Raw genomic sequence first — 14,419 nt, 5'->3', positions numbered from 1 at the left:
GGGAGGGACTACTTCTTCTTCTTGTCGTCGGAGCCGCCGGTGTCGGTGGACAGCGCGGAGATGAAGGCCTCCTGGGGCACCTCGACCCGGCCGACCATCTTCATCCGCTTCTTGCCCTCCTTCTGCTTCTCCAGCAGCTTGCGCTTACGGCTGATGTCGCCGCCGTAGCACTTGGAGAGCACGTCCTTGCGGATGGCGCGGATGTTCTCGCGGGCGATCACCCGGGCGCCGATGGCGGCCTGGATGGGCACCTCGAACTGCTGCCGGGGGATGAGCTCGCGCAGCTTCTTGGTCATCTCCACGCCGTAGGCGTAGGCCTTGTCCTTGTGCACGATGGCGGAGAAGGCGTCGACGGCCTCGCCCTGGAGCAGGATGTCCACCTTGACCAGGTCGGAGGCCTTCTCGCCGGTGGGCTCGTAGTCCAGCGACGCGTAGCCCTTGGTGCGGGACTTGAGGTGGTCGAAGAAGTCGAAGACGATCTCGGCCAGGGGCAGCGTGTAGCGCATCTCCACGCGGTCCTCGGACAGGTAGTCCATGCCCTGGAGGTCGCCGCGCCGCTCCTGGCACAGTTCCATGATCTGGCCGATGTGGTCGGCGGGGCTGAGCACGGTGGCCTTGACCATGGGCTCGTAGATGGAGTCGATCTTCCCGGCGGGGAACTCGCTGGGGTTGGTCACCACGTGCTCGGTGCCGTCCTCCATGTCCACCCGGTAGATGACGTTGGGGGCGGTGGAGATGAGGTCGAGGTTGAACTCGCGCTCCAGGCGGGCCCGGGTGATCTCCAGGTGCAGCAGGCCCAGGAAGCCGCAGCGGAAGCCGAAGCCCAGGGCGGCGGAGGTCTCCGGCTCGAAGGCCAGGGCGGCGTCGTTGAGCTGGAGCTTCTCCAGGGCGTCGCGCAGCACCGGGTAGTCGGTGCCCTCGATCGGGTACAGGCCCGAGAACACCATGGGCTTGGGCTCGCGGTACCCGGACAGCATCTCGGTCGCGGGCCGGTTGAGGGAGGTGATGGTGTCACCGACCTTGGACTGGCGCACGTCCTTGACGCCGGTGATGATGTAGCCGACCTCTCCCACCCCCAGCCCGTCGCACTTGGTGGGCTCGGGCGAGCTGACGCCGATCTCCAGGATCTCGTGCGAGGCGCGGGTGGACATCATCTGGATGCGCTCGCGCGGGCTGAGCTTGCCGTCGATCACCCGGACGTAGGTGACCACGCCCCGGTAGGTGTCGTAGACCGAGTCGAAGATCATCGCGCGGGCCGGGGCGTCGGCGTCGCCGACGGGCTGCGGGATCTGGTTGACGATCTCGTTGAGGAGCTCCTCGACGCCCTCGCCCGTCTTGGCGCTGACCCTGAGCACGTCGGAGGGCTCGCAGCCGATGATCCCGGCCAGCTCCTCGGCGTACTTCTCCGGCTGCGCGGCCGGGAGGTCGATCTTGTTGAGCACCGGGATGATGGTGAGGTCGTTCTCCAGGGCCATGTACAGGTTGGCCAGGGTCTGCGCCTCGATGCCCTGTGCGGCGTCCACCAGCAGGACGGCGCCCTCGCAGGCGGCCAGGGAGCGCGAGACCTCGTAGGTGAAGTCGACGTGCCCGGGGGTGTCGATGAGGTCGAGCGTGTAGGTCCGGTCGTCGAGGGCGGTGAAGGGGATGCGCACCGCCTGCGACTTGATGGTGATGCCGCGCTCGCGCTCGATGTCCATGCGGTCCAGGTACTGGGCGCGCATCTGGCGGTCCTCGACGACACCGGTGATCTGGAGCATCCGGTCGGCCAGCGTCGACTTGCCATGGTCGATGTGCGCGATGATGCAGAAGTTGCGGATCAGCGCGGGATCGGTCCAGTTCGGCTGTGCCACCGTGCTCCGTTCACAGGTCGGGTCCGGGTCGTGTGCGCCTAGCGGCGGTGTCGCCCCCGCCGCGGCGGAGGCCGACGGCGTCGTCCATCATCCCACGGCGGCCGGGTGCCCTCTCTCGGTGACGGCAGCGGCCCGTGCGGCAGTATGGGGCGCGGGTCTGGTGTCCAGATTATGTGACCCGGGACCGGGAACGGGCCGCGCGGGCGGGCACCGGGCGCGCGGCGCCGCCGTTGGGGGCGGTGGCGGGCGGGGAGCGCCCGCGGTCCGGGACGTGGGAGGAGCGGGCGGTTGAAGTGGCTGTTGACACGGTTGCTGGCGGGTGTGGCCGCGATCGCGGTCGTGGTGGTCGGCGCGGGGGCCCTGCTGGCCTTCCAGTTCTCGGGTGAACCGGAGCCGTGGGCGGCCTCGCGGGGCTCCGACGCGGCGTGGGTCGGCTCCTGGGAGGACACCGGCCCCCTGGCGCGGGTGCTCGACACCGGCGGGGTGGACACGGTGTACGTGTACGCGGGCGAGATCGACGCCGAGGGCGCGGTCGAGCGGGTCGAGGACACCGGTTCCCTGCTGTCCTGGCTGGAGCGGGAGTACCCCGACGTGCGCGCGCTGGCGTGGCTGCGGCACGTGGAGAGCGGGTCCTCCCTGTTGAGGGACCAGATCGACGAACAGGCCCGCGCGGCGCTCGCCCCGGCGGTCGCCGAGGTGGCCGCGGACGGGTTCGCGGGCGTGCACCTGGAGATCCGCCCGGTGACCGTGAACGACCCGTCGATGCCCACGCTCGTGTCGATGGTGCGCGAGGAGCTGGGCGAGGAACCCGTGCTGTCGGTGCAGGCCCACCACGTGGAGCTGGTGCCGGGTGGTCGGGTGCCCTCCTTCGTCATGGAGCGCGGGGAGAAGTACTGGTCCAAGGGCTACCTGGACCGGGTGACCGAGCACGCCGACGAGGTGGTGCTGCCGGGCGTGGGCGCGGGGATGCCCGGCGACGCGCTGTACGGCGGGTTCATGGTGCGGCAGGTGACCGAGGCGGTGACCGCCCTGCGCGCGCACGAGGGCGTGGCGGTGCGGTTCGGGCTGCCCACGTACGGCGATGGCGAGTGGGCTCCGGAGGAGTCCGACGAGTCGTTGGCGACCGCGCTGGAGGCCGTCCGGCTGGGCGTGACCGAGGTCGAGCCGCCGGAGGGGATGACCCTGGGGGTGGCCTTCTACCTGGGGGACGAGGCGACCGAGGAGGACGTGGCGGCCTACACGGAGGGGTGGCTGCTGTCCTGAGCGGCGCTCCCCGAAGACCCGTGGGCGGGGCGGTGGAGTCGTCGCCGCTCCGCGCGTGTGCCGCACGGGACCGCGATGGCGCGTGGAAGAGCCCTCGGAAACGTCCTCCCGGCATCGTCACGGGTTCCATGGGGGCAGGTGGTGCCTGAGCGGTACCCCGTGTGAGGCATACTGGAAGTCCGTGTCTCGGACTTCCACATTGGCCTCGGGCCCTGTGGTCTCACACACCCTGCGTCGGCACCCACGCCGGCCCCTCGCGGAACGGCTGCCCGCGGGTCGGGCCGCCTGGTCCGGTCGGCGCGATGACCAAGATCAACTGGAGCACGTTTTCGCATGGCGAACATCAAGTCGCAGAAGAAGCGCATTCGGCAGAACGAGAAGGCTCGTGTCCGCAACCAGGCGGTGCGCTCCTCGCTGAAGACGGCCATCCGCAAGTTCCGTGAGGCTGCCGAGGCCGGGGACGTCGAGAAGGCCACCGTCGCCCAGCGCGCCGCCGCTCGCGCGCTGGACAAGGCCACCAGCAAGGGCGTCATCCACCAGAACCAGGCCGCGAACCGCAAGAGCGCGATCGCCAAGCGTCTGCACTCCCTGCAGTCCGCCTGAGACTGAGGCTCGACCCGGCCCGGTGCATGCGCACCGGGCCGGGTTTTTTCGTGCGCCCGGCGTCGTCGTCCCCCACCGCCGTCCGCGCGGGTCGAGGAGGCCCGGACGAGGGTTGTCCACAGCTTGGAATCGGCTGCTGACACAGCGTTCCCGGCTTCCTAACGTGGTCTTATGACTGTTCAGCGCCGCAACAGGCGCCACTCCCCCTCGACCGACCAGCAGGACCGGCTCCGCGCGCTCACCCTGGCCGCCTCACCCGCAGCCCGGCGCCTGCGCGCGCGTATCCCCCGCTCGCAACCGCGGCCCGAGCCGCCTTCCCCGGGTGTCCCGGCGATCCCGAGCGCGCCGTACGCGGTGGCCGGGACGCACGCCCCGTACCGACCAGCGGCGTCCGGCGGCCCGCCCCGCCCGGAGGGCGCAGGCCGTCCCGGGGCCGCTTCGCACGGGGGTCCGGCCACCGGCCCTCGGCGGCCGGACGCTCCCGAGGACACCGTGGCCCGGGCCCCTGCCCCAGAGCAGCGGGACGGGAACGCCTCCGGTGGCCGCCGGAGCCGGTCCAGGCCGGACGCCCCGGGGGCGGTTCTCCCCGGCGAGGAAGGCCGCTTCTCGGCCGGGCCCGCCCGGGGTCCGAGCGGGAGGCGGCGGACCCCGGGGAGCGCCGGGGCCGGTACCCGTCGTCATCCGGACACACCGCCCGCTCCCGGCACGGGTCCCGTGCCCTCGGAGTCCTGGCCCGAGCGCCACCCCGACGACCTGCTCGGCGTGCCCGCTCCCCCGCGCCCCTCTCCGGCCGGGTCGACGGCGGCGCGGTACCCGTCCGGGGAGGACCGGGACGGTCAGGCGGCCGTGCCCGCCCCACGGACCCCGGGAGGCGGCCGGGACGGGCAGGCGACCGTGCCCCTACCGCGGGCCTCCGGGGAGGACCGGGTTTGGCGGACGACCGTAGCCACGCCACGGGCCCCCGAACGAAACCGGAACGGGAAGGCGACCGCACCCGCCCCACGGTCTCCGGAAGACAACCGGGACGGGCAGGCGACCGCACCCGCACCTCGGTCCTACGGGGAGAACCGAACCGGATCGGCGACCGGGCCCCCAGCGCGGGCCTCCGCGGGGACCGTGAAGCGGGGCATTGGGGAGGACACGGAGCGCGGAACCGTCCCGTCCGCCCGAGGTGTCGGCGCGTCGGAGGGCGCGCCCGGTCCGGACCCGTGGCCCGACCCGGCAGGGGGGCGGCACCGGCGCCCGGAGCGCCCGCCGTCGGGGTACGCGGAGTTCGACCCCGAGCCCTCCGGCTCGCTCCTGGAACGGCTGGCCCGGCGATGGCCGCCCCGGGCGGCGCTGTCCCGGCGGGCGGTCATCGTCCTGGCCGTGCTGGGCGCCCTGGCCGTCGTGCTGGTGCTGACCCTGTACCACCGGCCGACCACGGTGCCCGCCCCCGAGATGGTCACCCGTGCCGCGCCCGCGCCCGTACCCGCGGCCGAGGGCGACGGCGCGCAGTCCCCGGCGCGGGAGGCGGGGACGGAGGCCGGGGGCGCGGATACCGGGGAGGCCGGGGGCGCGGCTCCGGAGGAGGACCTCGTGGTGCACGTGGGCGGTGAGGTGTCCGACCCCGGGCTGTACACGCTCCCGTCGGGGTCGCGGGTGGCCGACGCCGTGGAGGAGGCCGGTGGCGCGCTGCCCGACGCCGACCTCGACCTGCTCAACCTGGCCCGTCCGCTGGTCGACGGCGAACAGGTCCTGGTGGGCGTCCCCGTGCCCGCGGGCGCGGGCGTCACCGGAAGCGGCCCCCAGGGCACCGGAGGGCTGGTGGACATCAACCGGGCGGACCGGGCCTTACTGGAGACCCTGCCCGGGATCGGCACGGTGATCGCCGACAACATCGTCTCCTACCGCGAGGAGCACGGCCCCTTCCGCAGCGTCGACGACCTGGTCAACGTGGACCGGATCGGCGACAAGATCCTCGCCGACCTCCAACCCCACGTGACGGTGGGGTGAGGGGCGGTGACCACATGGCTGGGGACGGACGCCTACGGACTGGACAAGCCGCCCGACCTGCGCCTGCTGGCGCCCGCGGCGACGGCCTGGCTGGCCGCGCTGGCGGCGCTCGCCGTCCCGCCGTGGGCGGCCTGGTCCCTGGCCGGGGTCGCGGGGGCGGGCGCGGCGGTGGCGCTCCTGACGGCCGCGCGTACTCCCCTGGAGGCGGCGGCGCTCACCGCTGCGGCGTCGCTGGCCTGTGTGGCCACGGTGGCGGCGGTGGCCGGTGTGCAGGTGCACCGGGTGGAGCGGAGCGCGGCCAGGGAGGCCGCCGAGCATGGGCGCGAGGCGGAGTTCGAGGCGGTGGTGACGTCCGATCCGCGTCCGCGGTCGGGGACTCCCCGGCCGGGCAGGGCGGCCTGGGTGATCGACGCCCGTACCGCGTGGGTGCGGTCCGGGGGGACCGAGCGCGTGTCCGCGGCGCCGGTGGTGGTCCTGGCCTCGGAGGAGGACTGGCGCGAACTGCTGCCCGGGCAGACCTTCCGGGCGCGGGGCGTCTTCCTCGGCACGGAGGACGACCCCCTCACCGCCGGCCTGGTCGTGGTACGCGGGCCGCCGGAGGAGGTGGGGCGGCCCGGCGGTCTGCAGAGCTTCGCCGGTCTGGTGCGGGAGCGCCTTCGGGAGGCCTCCTCCGGACTGTCCCGGCCCGAGGACGGGCTCCTCCCGGCGCTGATCGTCGGCGACGCGTCCGGGGTGCCGCCGGAGACCGCCGAGGACTTCCGGGAGACCGGGATGACGCACCTGCTGACCGTCTCGGGGGCCAACCTGGCGGTGCTCACCGGCTTCGTACTGGCGCTCTCCCGGCTGCTGCGGGCGCCCCCGTGGTGCTCGGTGGCGGGCGGCGCGGCGGTGATCTGGGTGTTCGTCCTGGTGTGCCGCCCGGAGCCGAGCGTGGTGCGCGCGGCGTTCATGGGATCGCTGGGTCTGCTGGCGCTGGCCACCGGGCGCGCCCACGCGGGACTCGGTGCGCTGGCCGTCACGGTGGTCGGGGTGCTGTTCGTCGCGCCGGGGCTGGCAGCCTCCTTCGGGTTCGCGCTGTCGGTGCTGGCGACCGCGGGCATCCTGCTTCTGGTGCCGCCGTGGACGCGGGCGTGGTCGGCAGGCCTGCCGCGTCCGGTGGCGGAGGCGCTGGCGGTGGCCCTGGCCGCGCAGGTGGCGGTCTCCCCCGTGCTGGTCCTGCTCTCGGGTGAACTGTCGTGGATCGCGGTTCCGGCCAACGTGCTGGCCGCTCCGGTGGTCGCGGCGGTGACGGTGGCGGGGACGGCGGTGGCGGCCCTGGCCCTGGTGTGGCCGGGGGCGGCGGCGGTGGCCGCGCACCTGCCCGGGTTGGGGGTGTCGTGGATCGCGGCGGTGGCCGGTGCGGGCGCGCGTGTTCCGCACGGCGCGCTGGCGTGGCGGTCGGATCTGGTGGGAGGGCTGGTCCTGGCCGCCGTGCTGGCGGCGCTGGTGTTCACGCACGGGCGGTTGCGCCGTGTCCTGGCAGCCGTGGTGGCGGCCGTGCTGCTGTTGGCCCTGGCCGCGCGGTGCGTGCCGGGCGGATGGCCGCCCCCGGGATGGGCGCTGGTGGCGTGCGACGTGGGACAGGGCACCGCCTTCGTGCTGTCGGCGGGCCGGGGCTCGGCGGTGGTCGCCGACACCGGGGAGGACCCGGACAGGGTGGACGACTGCCTGGGGCGGCTGGGGGTGCGCGAGGTCCCGCTGCTGATTCTGAGCCACGACCACGCCGACCACGTGGACGGCACGCCCGGGGTGCTGCGGCACCGGAGTGTGGGGGCCGCGCTGGCGCCGCCGGGGTTCGGGGAGAGCGCCACGGGGCGGCTGCTGGCCGACGCCGGGGTGCGGTTGTTGGAGGCCGAACGGGGCCAGCGGCTGAGGGTGGGAACGTGGCTGCTGCGCGTGCTGTGGCCGGTGCCCGGCTTCACGGGCTCGGTGAACGACACTTCGGTGGTGGTCCGGGCGGACGGTGCGGCGATGACGGTGCTGCTGACCGGGGACATCGAGGAGGAGGCGCAGAGAAGGCTGCTGGAGGGACCGGACGCCGACCTGTTACGGGTGACCGTGCTGGCCGTGCCCCACCACGGGGCGGGGAGCCAGGAACCGGCCTTCCTGGAGGCCACCGCCCCGGTGGTGTCGGTGACCTCGGTGGGCGCGGACAACACCTACGGGCACCCGGCACCGTTCACGTGGAACATCCTGGAACGGGTGGCGCGGGTGAACCTGCGCACCGACCGGGACGGGGACGTGGCCGTGCTGGACGGCGGCGGTTCCGGGCCAGGGCAGGCCGTGGTGCGCGGGCCCGACCCCGCGCGGTAGGAGGCGGCGCCCTGGACAGCGGGGCGGCGGAGGATGGCACGGTAAGGGGGCGGGGGCGCGGGAGGCACCGCGTACGGGGCCGGTCGCGGTCGGTGCGGGCGACGGGGCGGGAGTGCGCCCGCCGACCATGTGACAGGCGCGTGCCCGCCGACCGCGCGACGGGCGTCCGGCTGGTCGGTGGGGCGTGGCATCCTCTGTGTATGCCTGCACCCGCCCTGCTCACGATCATCGTCGGGGACGAGGAACTCCTCGTCGACCGGGCCGTCGCCTCCGTCGTCGCGGCGGTCCGCGAGGCCGACCCCGGCGTGGACGTCCACGACCTGCTGCCCGCCCAGGTGGGGATGTCCACGCTCGTCGAGGTGACCTCGCCCTCGCTGTTCGGCGATCGGCGGGTGGTGGTGCTGCGCTCGTCCCAGGACCTGACCAAGGACCTGGCGGCGACCGTCACCGACTACCTCGGGGACCCTGCCGACGACGTCAACCTCGTACTCACCCACGCGGGCGGCAACAAGGGCAAGGCCCTGCTCCAGGCCGCGGTCAAGGCGGGCGCCCACCGCGTGGACTGCAAGGGGCCGAGCAAGCCCGCCGAGCGGGTGGCCTTCGTCAAGGGCGAGTTCTCCCAGGCGGGGCGCCAGATCACCGCCGACGCCGCGCAGGCGCTGGTGGACGCGGTCGGCAGCGAGCTGCGCGAGATCGCGGCGGCCTGCACCCAGCTGATCGCCGACACCGAGGGCCGGGTGGACGCCGCGGCGGTGGCCAGGTACCACTCCGGCAAGGCGGAGGCCTCGGGGTTCACCGTGGCCGACCGCGCCGTGGAGGGGCGCCTGCCCGAGGCGCTGGAGCAGTTGCGCTGGTCGCTGGCGGTGGGTACCGCCCCGGTGCTGATCAACAGCGCGCTGGCCGGCGCGGTGCGCGGCATCGCCGTGGCCGCCCAGCCGCCGCGCGGCATGTCCGAGGCGGATCTGGCCAAGCGCGCCAAGGTCCCGCCGTGGAAGCTGCGGACCCTGCGTCAGCAGGCCCGGGGGTGGAGTCCGGCGGGGGTCACCCGCGCCATGGCGGTGGTCGCCGAGACCGACGCGCTCATCAAGGGCGCCGGACGCGACCCCGAGTACGCGCTGGAGCGGGCCGTCATCGAGATCGCCAGGGCTCGCGGCAGGCGTTAGCGGCGGGTTCGAAGGGCCGCTTCGGGCGTCGGAGGGGCCGCCTCAGCGGATGGTCCTGCCGCCCTGCCACACCCGCAGGGTGTTGAGGCCCATCGACCAGGCGAAGGCGCCCTCGTGGTCGGCGTCCCACTGAACGAGGTCGGCCAGGCTGCCGGGCGCGAGCACGCCCCGGTCGGTCAGGCCCAGGGCGCGTGCGCTGCCCACCGTGGCGGCGTGCAGGGCCTCCTGCACGGTCATCTCGAACATGGAGATGGCCAGCGAGATCACCAGGGGCATCGACATCGTGCCCGACTGGCCGGGGTTGTGGTCGGTGCCCAGCCCGATGGGCACCCCGTGGTCGAGCAGCGCCCGCACCGGCGGGGTGCGGCGCTCGTGCAGCGAGGTCGTCGGGCAGGCCACCACCGGCGTGCGGGTGGCGGCCAGCGCCAGGACGTCCTGCTCGTCGGTCTCGTGCAGCAGGTCCACGGAGGAGCAGCCCATCTCGGCGGCCATGCGCACGGCACCGTGCCGGGGGCGCGAGCAGGCGTGCAGGGTGGTGCGCAGCCCGGCGGACTGGCCCACCCCCAGCAGCATGCGGGCGTCCTCGGTGGTGAACTGCTGGTTGTCGCAGTACACGTCCACCCCGTCGGCACCGGCCAGCGCGGCGTCGTTGAGCCAGGAGGCGGCGGTGGCCGCGTACTCCCTGGGTCTGCCGAAGAACTCGGGCGGCACCCCGTGCGCGGGGAAGAAGGTGACGTGCAGGCGCGGCATGCCCGGTTCCTCCTCCAGGGAGCGCAGCAGGCGCACGTCGGCCAGTTCGCCGTCCCTGGTCAGGTGGTAGCCGGTCTTGGCCTCCACGGTGGTGGTGCCGGTCAGCACCCAGTGCCGGAGCCGTTCGCGGACCGCGTTGCACAGGGTCCAGGGGTCGGTACCGCGGGTGATGGTGACGGTGGTGGAGACACCGCCCCCGGCCGCGAAGATGTCCCCCTTGGAGGCGCCCTTGGCCCACATGTTGACCTCGGCGTAGCGGTCCCCCGCGTACACCGGGTGGCAGTGGGCGTCGATCAGCCCGGGGGTGATCATGCCGCCGCCGATGTTGACGACGTCGTCGACGTCGGTGAGGTCGTCCACCACGCCCGGGATGCTCTGGGGGAGCTCGGCGGCGGGCCCGACCCAGGCCACCCGGTCGTCGTCCATCAGGAGCGCGGCCTTGGTGATCAGCTCGCTCCCGGTCCACAGCCGACCGATGTTGCTGAGGAGTACCGCCGTCATGGGGTCGTCCGCCCTCGCCGGTCAGGTCAGCCGGGGCGACTGCGGGACACGGTCGTGGGATACACGGGCGGGCATGGCGACCTCGTATCTGGAGCGGTCCGACGGAGCCGGTGGGGCGGCCTGCGGCCGCCGCGGTGCCGTGACAGTGGCACAGGGGGCGGCTGTCGCGGGACAGCGGCCACTGGCGGCCAGTGCTCCAAAACCGTAGTCCATCCGCGGACTCCGTGTACACCTCCCCGGAAGGACGAATAGGACGGTCGCGCAACAAAGGCCGCGGGCACACCCGGTGACCGGTGCCATCGGCGGCCCCGGTGGTCCGGGTGTTCGCGTGCGCCGCCGGGACCCGCCACCGGACACGGCGAGGCCGGGGCGCCTCCCAGGGGGCGCCCCGGCCGTGCGCGGCGGACCGCGCGTGCCTCAGGCCGTGCTGGGCGTGTACTCGTCGAGTCTGCCCGCGAGCAGGGCCGGTACGAAGGCGTGGATCGCCGTGCCCTCGGCGGTGTGCTCCTCGCTGAGGATGCGCCCCTCCTCGTGGATCCGGGCGATGAGGTCGCCCCGCGAGTACGGGACGAGCGCCCGGACCTCGTGCGCCAGCTCGGGAAGCGCCGCGGCGACCGCGTCCACCAGCGCGGGGACGCCCTCGCCGGTACGGGCCGACACCTCCACCATGTCCGGGTAGCGGGTGCGCAGCGCCTTGAGCACGTCGGGGTCGGCGGCGTCCACCTTGTTGACCACGATGAGTTCGGGCACGTCACCGGCGTCGATGTCGGCGAAGACGTGCCGGACCGCGCTGATCTGGCTCTCGGGGTCGGGGTGGGACCCGTCGACCACGTGCAGGACCAGGTCGGAGTCGGCGACCTCCTCCAGGGTGGAGCGGAAGGCCTCCACGAGCTGGTGCGGCAGATGCCGGACGAAGCCGACGGTGTCGCTGAGCGTGAACCCGCGGCCGTCGGGCGTGCGGGCCTGGCGCACGGTCGGATCCAGGGTGGCGAACAGGGCGTTCTCGACCAGGACCCCGGCGCCGGTCAGCCGGTTGAGCAGGCTCGACTTGCCCGCGTTGGTGTACCCGGCGATGGCCACGGACGGCACCGAGCGGGTGCGCCGGACGTCGCGCTTGACGTCGCGAGCGGTGCGCATGTGGGCGAGCTGGCGGCGCAGCTTGGCCATCTTGTCGTTGATGCGCCGACGGTCGGTCTCGATCTTGGTCTCACCCGGGCCGCGCAGTCCCACACCGCCGCCCGCGCCACCGCCGCCGGAGCCGCCCGCCTGACGGGACAGGGCGTCACCCCAGCCGCGCAGTCGCGGCAGCAGGTAGCTGAGCTGGGCGAGCTCGACCTGGGCCTTGCCCTCGCTGCTGCGCGCGTGCTGGGCGAAGATGTCCAGGATCAGGGCCGTGCGGTCGATCACCTTGACCTTGACCACGTCCTCCAGCTGGCGCAGCTGGCCGGGCGTGAGCTCCCCGTCGCAGATCACGGTGTCGGCGCCGGTGGCCTCCACGATGTCGCGCAGTTCGGCGGCCTTGCCCTTGCCGACGTAGGTGGCGGGGTCGGGCTTGGACCGGCGCTGGGTGACCCCCTCCAGCACGAGCGCGCCCGCGGTCTCGGACAGGGCGGCGAGCTCGGTGAGCGAGTTGTCCGCGTCGGCCTGTGAGCCGCTGGTCCACACGCCGATGAGGATGACGCGCTCCAGCCTCAGGGAGCGGTACTCGACCTCGGTGACGTCGGTGAGTTCGGTGGACAGTCCCGGAACCCGGCGCAGCGCGTGGCGCTCGGCGAGTTCCATCTCGCCCTGGTCGGGGGCGTTGTCCGGGTCGTCGTAGCGGTCACCGCCGGTGGCCCCGGCCTCGCGGGACGCGTCGTGTGCGTCGACCCCGTCCCCGACCGTGATCGCCTCGCGGAACGCGTCCTCGGCCTCGTGGCCGTCGTGGACGCTTCCGCGGGTGTCAGCTGTATTCATATCCCTCCAGGTGGGTCAACGTGGCCGCCGCCCCGATTCTTCCCGCGACCGGGCGGTGGCGGGCGCCCTGTCGATGGTGGCATCTCGCCTCCGCGCGGGCACCTGAATTATCGCAGGGCACGGCGGGCACGACACTCCATGGGATCCGAGCCGGGTCCCGCGTCCGTCCCGACGACGGGCGCCGACGCCGCGGGAGAAGTTTTCGCGACCTTCCCGTCCAGGGAAACTCCCAAGTCAGTGAGACACGCGCGACGTTGACCGTCCGCGAACCGGACGGTAGCTTCGTTTTCCACATACCAAAAGCTTATTTCGTATTGCGGAAGGTTTTCCATGGGCGCCACGCACGGGGTCGAGATCACCGGCCCCCTCCACGAACGGTTCGACGAGATCCTCACCGAGGACGCCCTCGCCCTCGTCGCCGAACTGCACCGCGCCTTCGAGGCGCGCCGTCAGGAGCTCCTCCAGGCCCGGGTCGCCAGGCAGGAGCAGATCTCGGCCGGGACCGACCTCGACTTCCTCCCCGAGACCAAGCACATCCGCGAGGACGACAGCTGGCGGGTCGCCTCTCCCGCCCCGGGCATCACGGACCGCCGCGTGGAGATCACCGGCCCCACCGACCGCAAGATGACCATCAACGCGCTCAACTCCGGCGCCAAGGTGTGGCTGGCCGACTTCGAGGACGCCAACACCCCGCTGTGGGAGAACATGATCGGGGGCCAGCTCAACCTGCGCGACGCCCTCGACCGCACCATCGACTTCACCTCCCCCCAGGGCAAGGCCTACGCCCTGAAGGAGGACGGCGAACTCGCCACCGTCGTCGTCCGCCCGCGCGGCTGGCACCTGGACGAGAAGCACGTCCTCGTGGACGGTGAGCGCGTCAGCGGCGGCCTGCTGGACTTCGCCCTCTACTTCTTCCACTGCGCCCGGCGCCAGATCGACAAGGGCAGGGGCCCCTACTTCTACCTGCCCAAGATGCAGAGCCACCTTGAGGCGCGCCTGTGGAACGACGTCTTCGTCCTGGCCCAGGAGCGCCTGGGCATCCCGCGCGGCACCATCCGCGCGACCTGCCTCATCGAGACCATCCCGGCCGCGTTCGAGATGGAGGAGATCCTCTACGAGCTGCGCGAGCACTCCGCGGGCCTCAACGCGGGCCGCTGGGACTACCTGTTCAGCATCATCAAGACGCACCGCACCCGCGGACGCAGGTTCCTGCTGCCCGAGCGCAACGCCGTCACGATGACCGCGCCGATGATGCGCGCCTACACCGAGCTGCTGGTCAAGACCTGCCACAAGCGCGGCGCCCACGCCATCGGCGGCATGGCGGCCTTCATCCCCTCCCGCAAGGACGAGGAGGTCAACAGGACCGCCTTCGCTAAGGTCCGCGACGACAAGTCCCGCGAGTCCGGCGACGGCTTCGACGGCTCCTGGGTCGCCCACCCGGGCCTGGTCCCGGTGGCCATGGAGGTCTTCGACGGCGTCCTGGGCGAGCGCCCCAACCAGATCGACAAGCAGCGCCCCGAGGTCGAGGTCTCGGCCGAGGACCTGCTGGCCGTGGACAGGACCCCGGGCGGGGTCACCCTCGCGGGCCTGCGCGGCAACGTCAACGTCGCCCTGCAGTACCTGGCGACGTGGATGGGCGGCAACGGCGCGGTGGCCGTCCACAACCTCATGGAGGACGCCGCGACCGCCGAGATCTCCCGCTCCCAGGTGTGGCAGTGGCTGCACAACGACATCACGCTCGACAACGGCCCCAAGGTCACCGCCGACCTGGTCCGGGAGATCATCGACGAGGAGCTCGCCGCCATCCGCGAGCAGCTGGGCGCGGACTTCGACGAGAACCTGTACCAGCAGGCCGGAGAGCTGTTCACCGAGGTGGCCCTGGCCGACGAGTACGTCGACTTCCTGACGCTGCCCGCCTACGAGCGCATGCCCTGACCAGGCACTGATTTCATAAAACGGAAAACAACTTCCACTGCACCCCTTGCC

Annotated in this window: 9 protein-coding genes; 6 read left to right on the top strand and 3 right to left on the bottom strand. The window is 73.0% G+C overall.

Annotation, left to right across the window (positions count from 1 at the left end; translation table 11 throughout):
* Positions 1–8: 8 nt before the first annotated feature.
* A complete protein-coding gene (lepA, locus tag PV789_RS07575; protein WP_274976757.1) occupies positions 9–1,850 on the bottom strand; it encodes a translation elongation factor 4 in 1,842 nt (613 codons plus the stop codon).
* Between the two features lie 288 nt (positions 1,851–2,138).
* Here lepA and PV789_RS07570 point away from each other — a divergent pair, with 288 nt between their 5' ends.
* From PV789_RS07570 to holA, 5 genes are all read left to right on the top strand, one after another.
* The gene (locus PV789_RS07570) at positions 2,139–3,113 is read left to right on the top strand and encodes a hypothetical protein (protein ID WP_274976756.1); all 975 of its coding nucleotides are present in this window, start codon (positions 2,139–2,141) and stop codon (positions 3,111–3,113) included.
* Positions 3,114–3,446: 333 nt separating this feature from the next.
* Complete coding sequence (gene rpsT / locus PV789_RS07565; protein ID WP_047871222.1) at positions 3,447–3,716, top strand: 30S ribosomal protein S20; 270 nt, start codon at positions 3,447–3,449, stop codon at positions 3,714–3,716.
* A 1,116-nt stretch (positions 3,717–4,832) separates the two neighbouring features.
* On the top strand, positions 4,833–5,711 hold the full coding sequence (locus PV789_RS07560) for a ComEA family DNA-binding protein (RefSeq protein WP_274976755.1): 879 nt from the start codon (positions 4,833–4,835) through the stop codon (positions 5,709–5,711).
* A gap of 6 nt (positions 5,712–5,717) precedes the next feature.
* Complete coding sequence (locus PV789_RS07555) at positions 5,718–8,063, top strand: ComEC/Rec2 family competence protein (RefSeq protein WP_274976754.1); 2,346 nt, start codon at positions 5,718–5,720, stop codon at positions 8,061–8,063.
* A 200-nt stretch (positions 8,064–8,263) separates the two neighbouring features.
* Entirely contained in the window at positions 8,264–9,226 is a 963-nt protein-coding gene (gene holA, locus PV789_RS07550; RefSeq protein ID WP_248773999.1) for a DNA polymerase III subunit delta, read from the top strand.
* Positions 9,227–9,268: 42 nt separating this feature from the next.
* Here the strand turns inward: holA and PV789_RS07545 are convergent, their stop codons facing one another.
* The gene (locus tag PV789_RS07545) at positions 9,269–10,477 is read right to left on the bottom strand and encodes an amidohydrolase family protein (RefSeq protein WP_274976753.1); all 1,209 of its coding nucleotides are present in this window, start codon (positions 10,475–10,477) and stop codon (positions 9,269–9,271) included.
* Between the two features lie 417 nt (positions 10,478–10,894).
* Complete coding sequence (gene hflX, locus PV789_RS07540) at positions 10,895–12,433, bottom strand: GTPase HflX (RefSeq protein WP_274976752.1); 1,539 nt, start codon at positions 12,431–12,433, stop codon at positions 10,895–10,897.
* Positions 12,434–12,763: 330 nt separating this feature from the next.
* Between hflX and aceB the strand changes: the two genes are divergently transcribed.
* Positions 12,764–14,368, top strand: coding sequence for a malate synthase A (gene aceB, locus PV789_RS07535; RefSeq protein WP_274976751.1), 1,605 nt, complete (start codon positions 12,764–12,766; stop codon positions 14,366–14,368).
* Positions 14,369–14,419: the final 51 nt, after the last annotated feature.

The organism is Nocardiopsis camelliae (genome assembly GCF_028993595.1).
GTDB lineage: Bacteria > Actinomycetota > Actinomycetes > Streptosporangiales > Streptosporangiaceae > Nocardiopsis > Nocardiopsis dassonvillei.
This window is presented reverse-complemented; position numbering and strand designations above follow the sequence as displayed.

Coding starts and splice junctions, on each gene's coding strand:
- rpsT (WP_047871222.1), top strand. CDS start 3,447: ATGGCGAACATCAAGTCGCAGAAGAAGCGCATTCGGCAGAACGAGAAG.
- holA (WP_248773999.1), top strand. CDS start 8,264: ATGCCTGCACCCGCCCTGCTCACGATCATCGTCGGGGACGAGGAACTC.
- PV789_RS07545 (WP_274976753.1), bottom strand. CDS start 10,477: ATGACGGCGGTACTCCTCAGCAACATCGGTCGGCTGTGGACCGGGAGC.
- hflX (WP_274976752.1), bottom strand. CDS start 12,433: ATGAATACAGCTGACACCCGCGGAAGCGTCCACGACGGCCACGAGGCC.
- aceB (WP_274976751.1), top strand. CDS start 12,764: ATGGGCGCCACGCACGGGGTCGAGATCACCGGCCCCCTCCACGAACGG.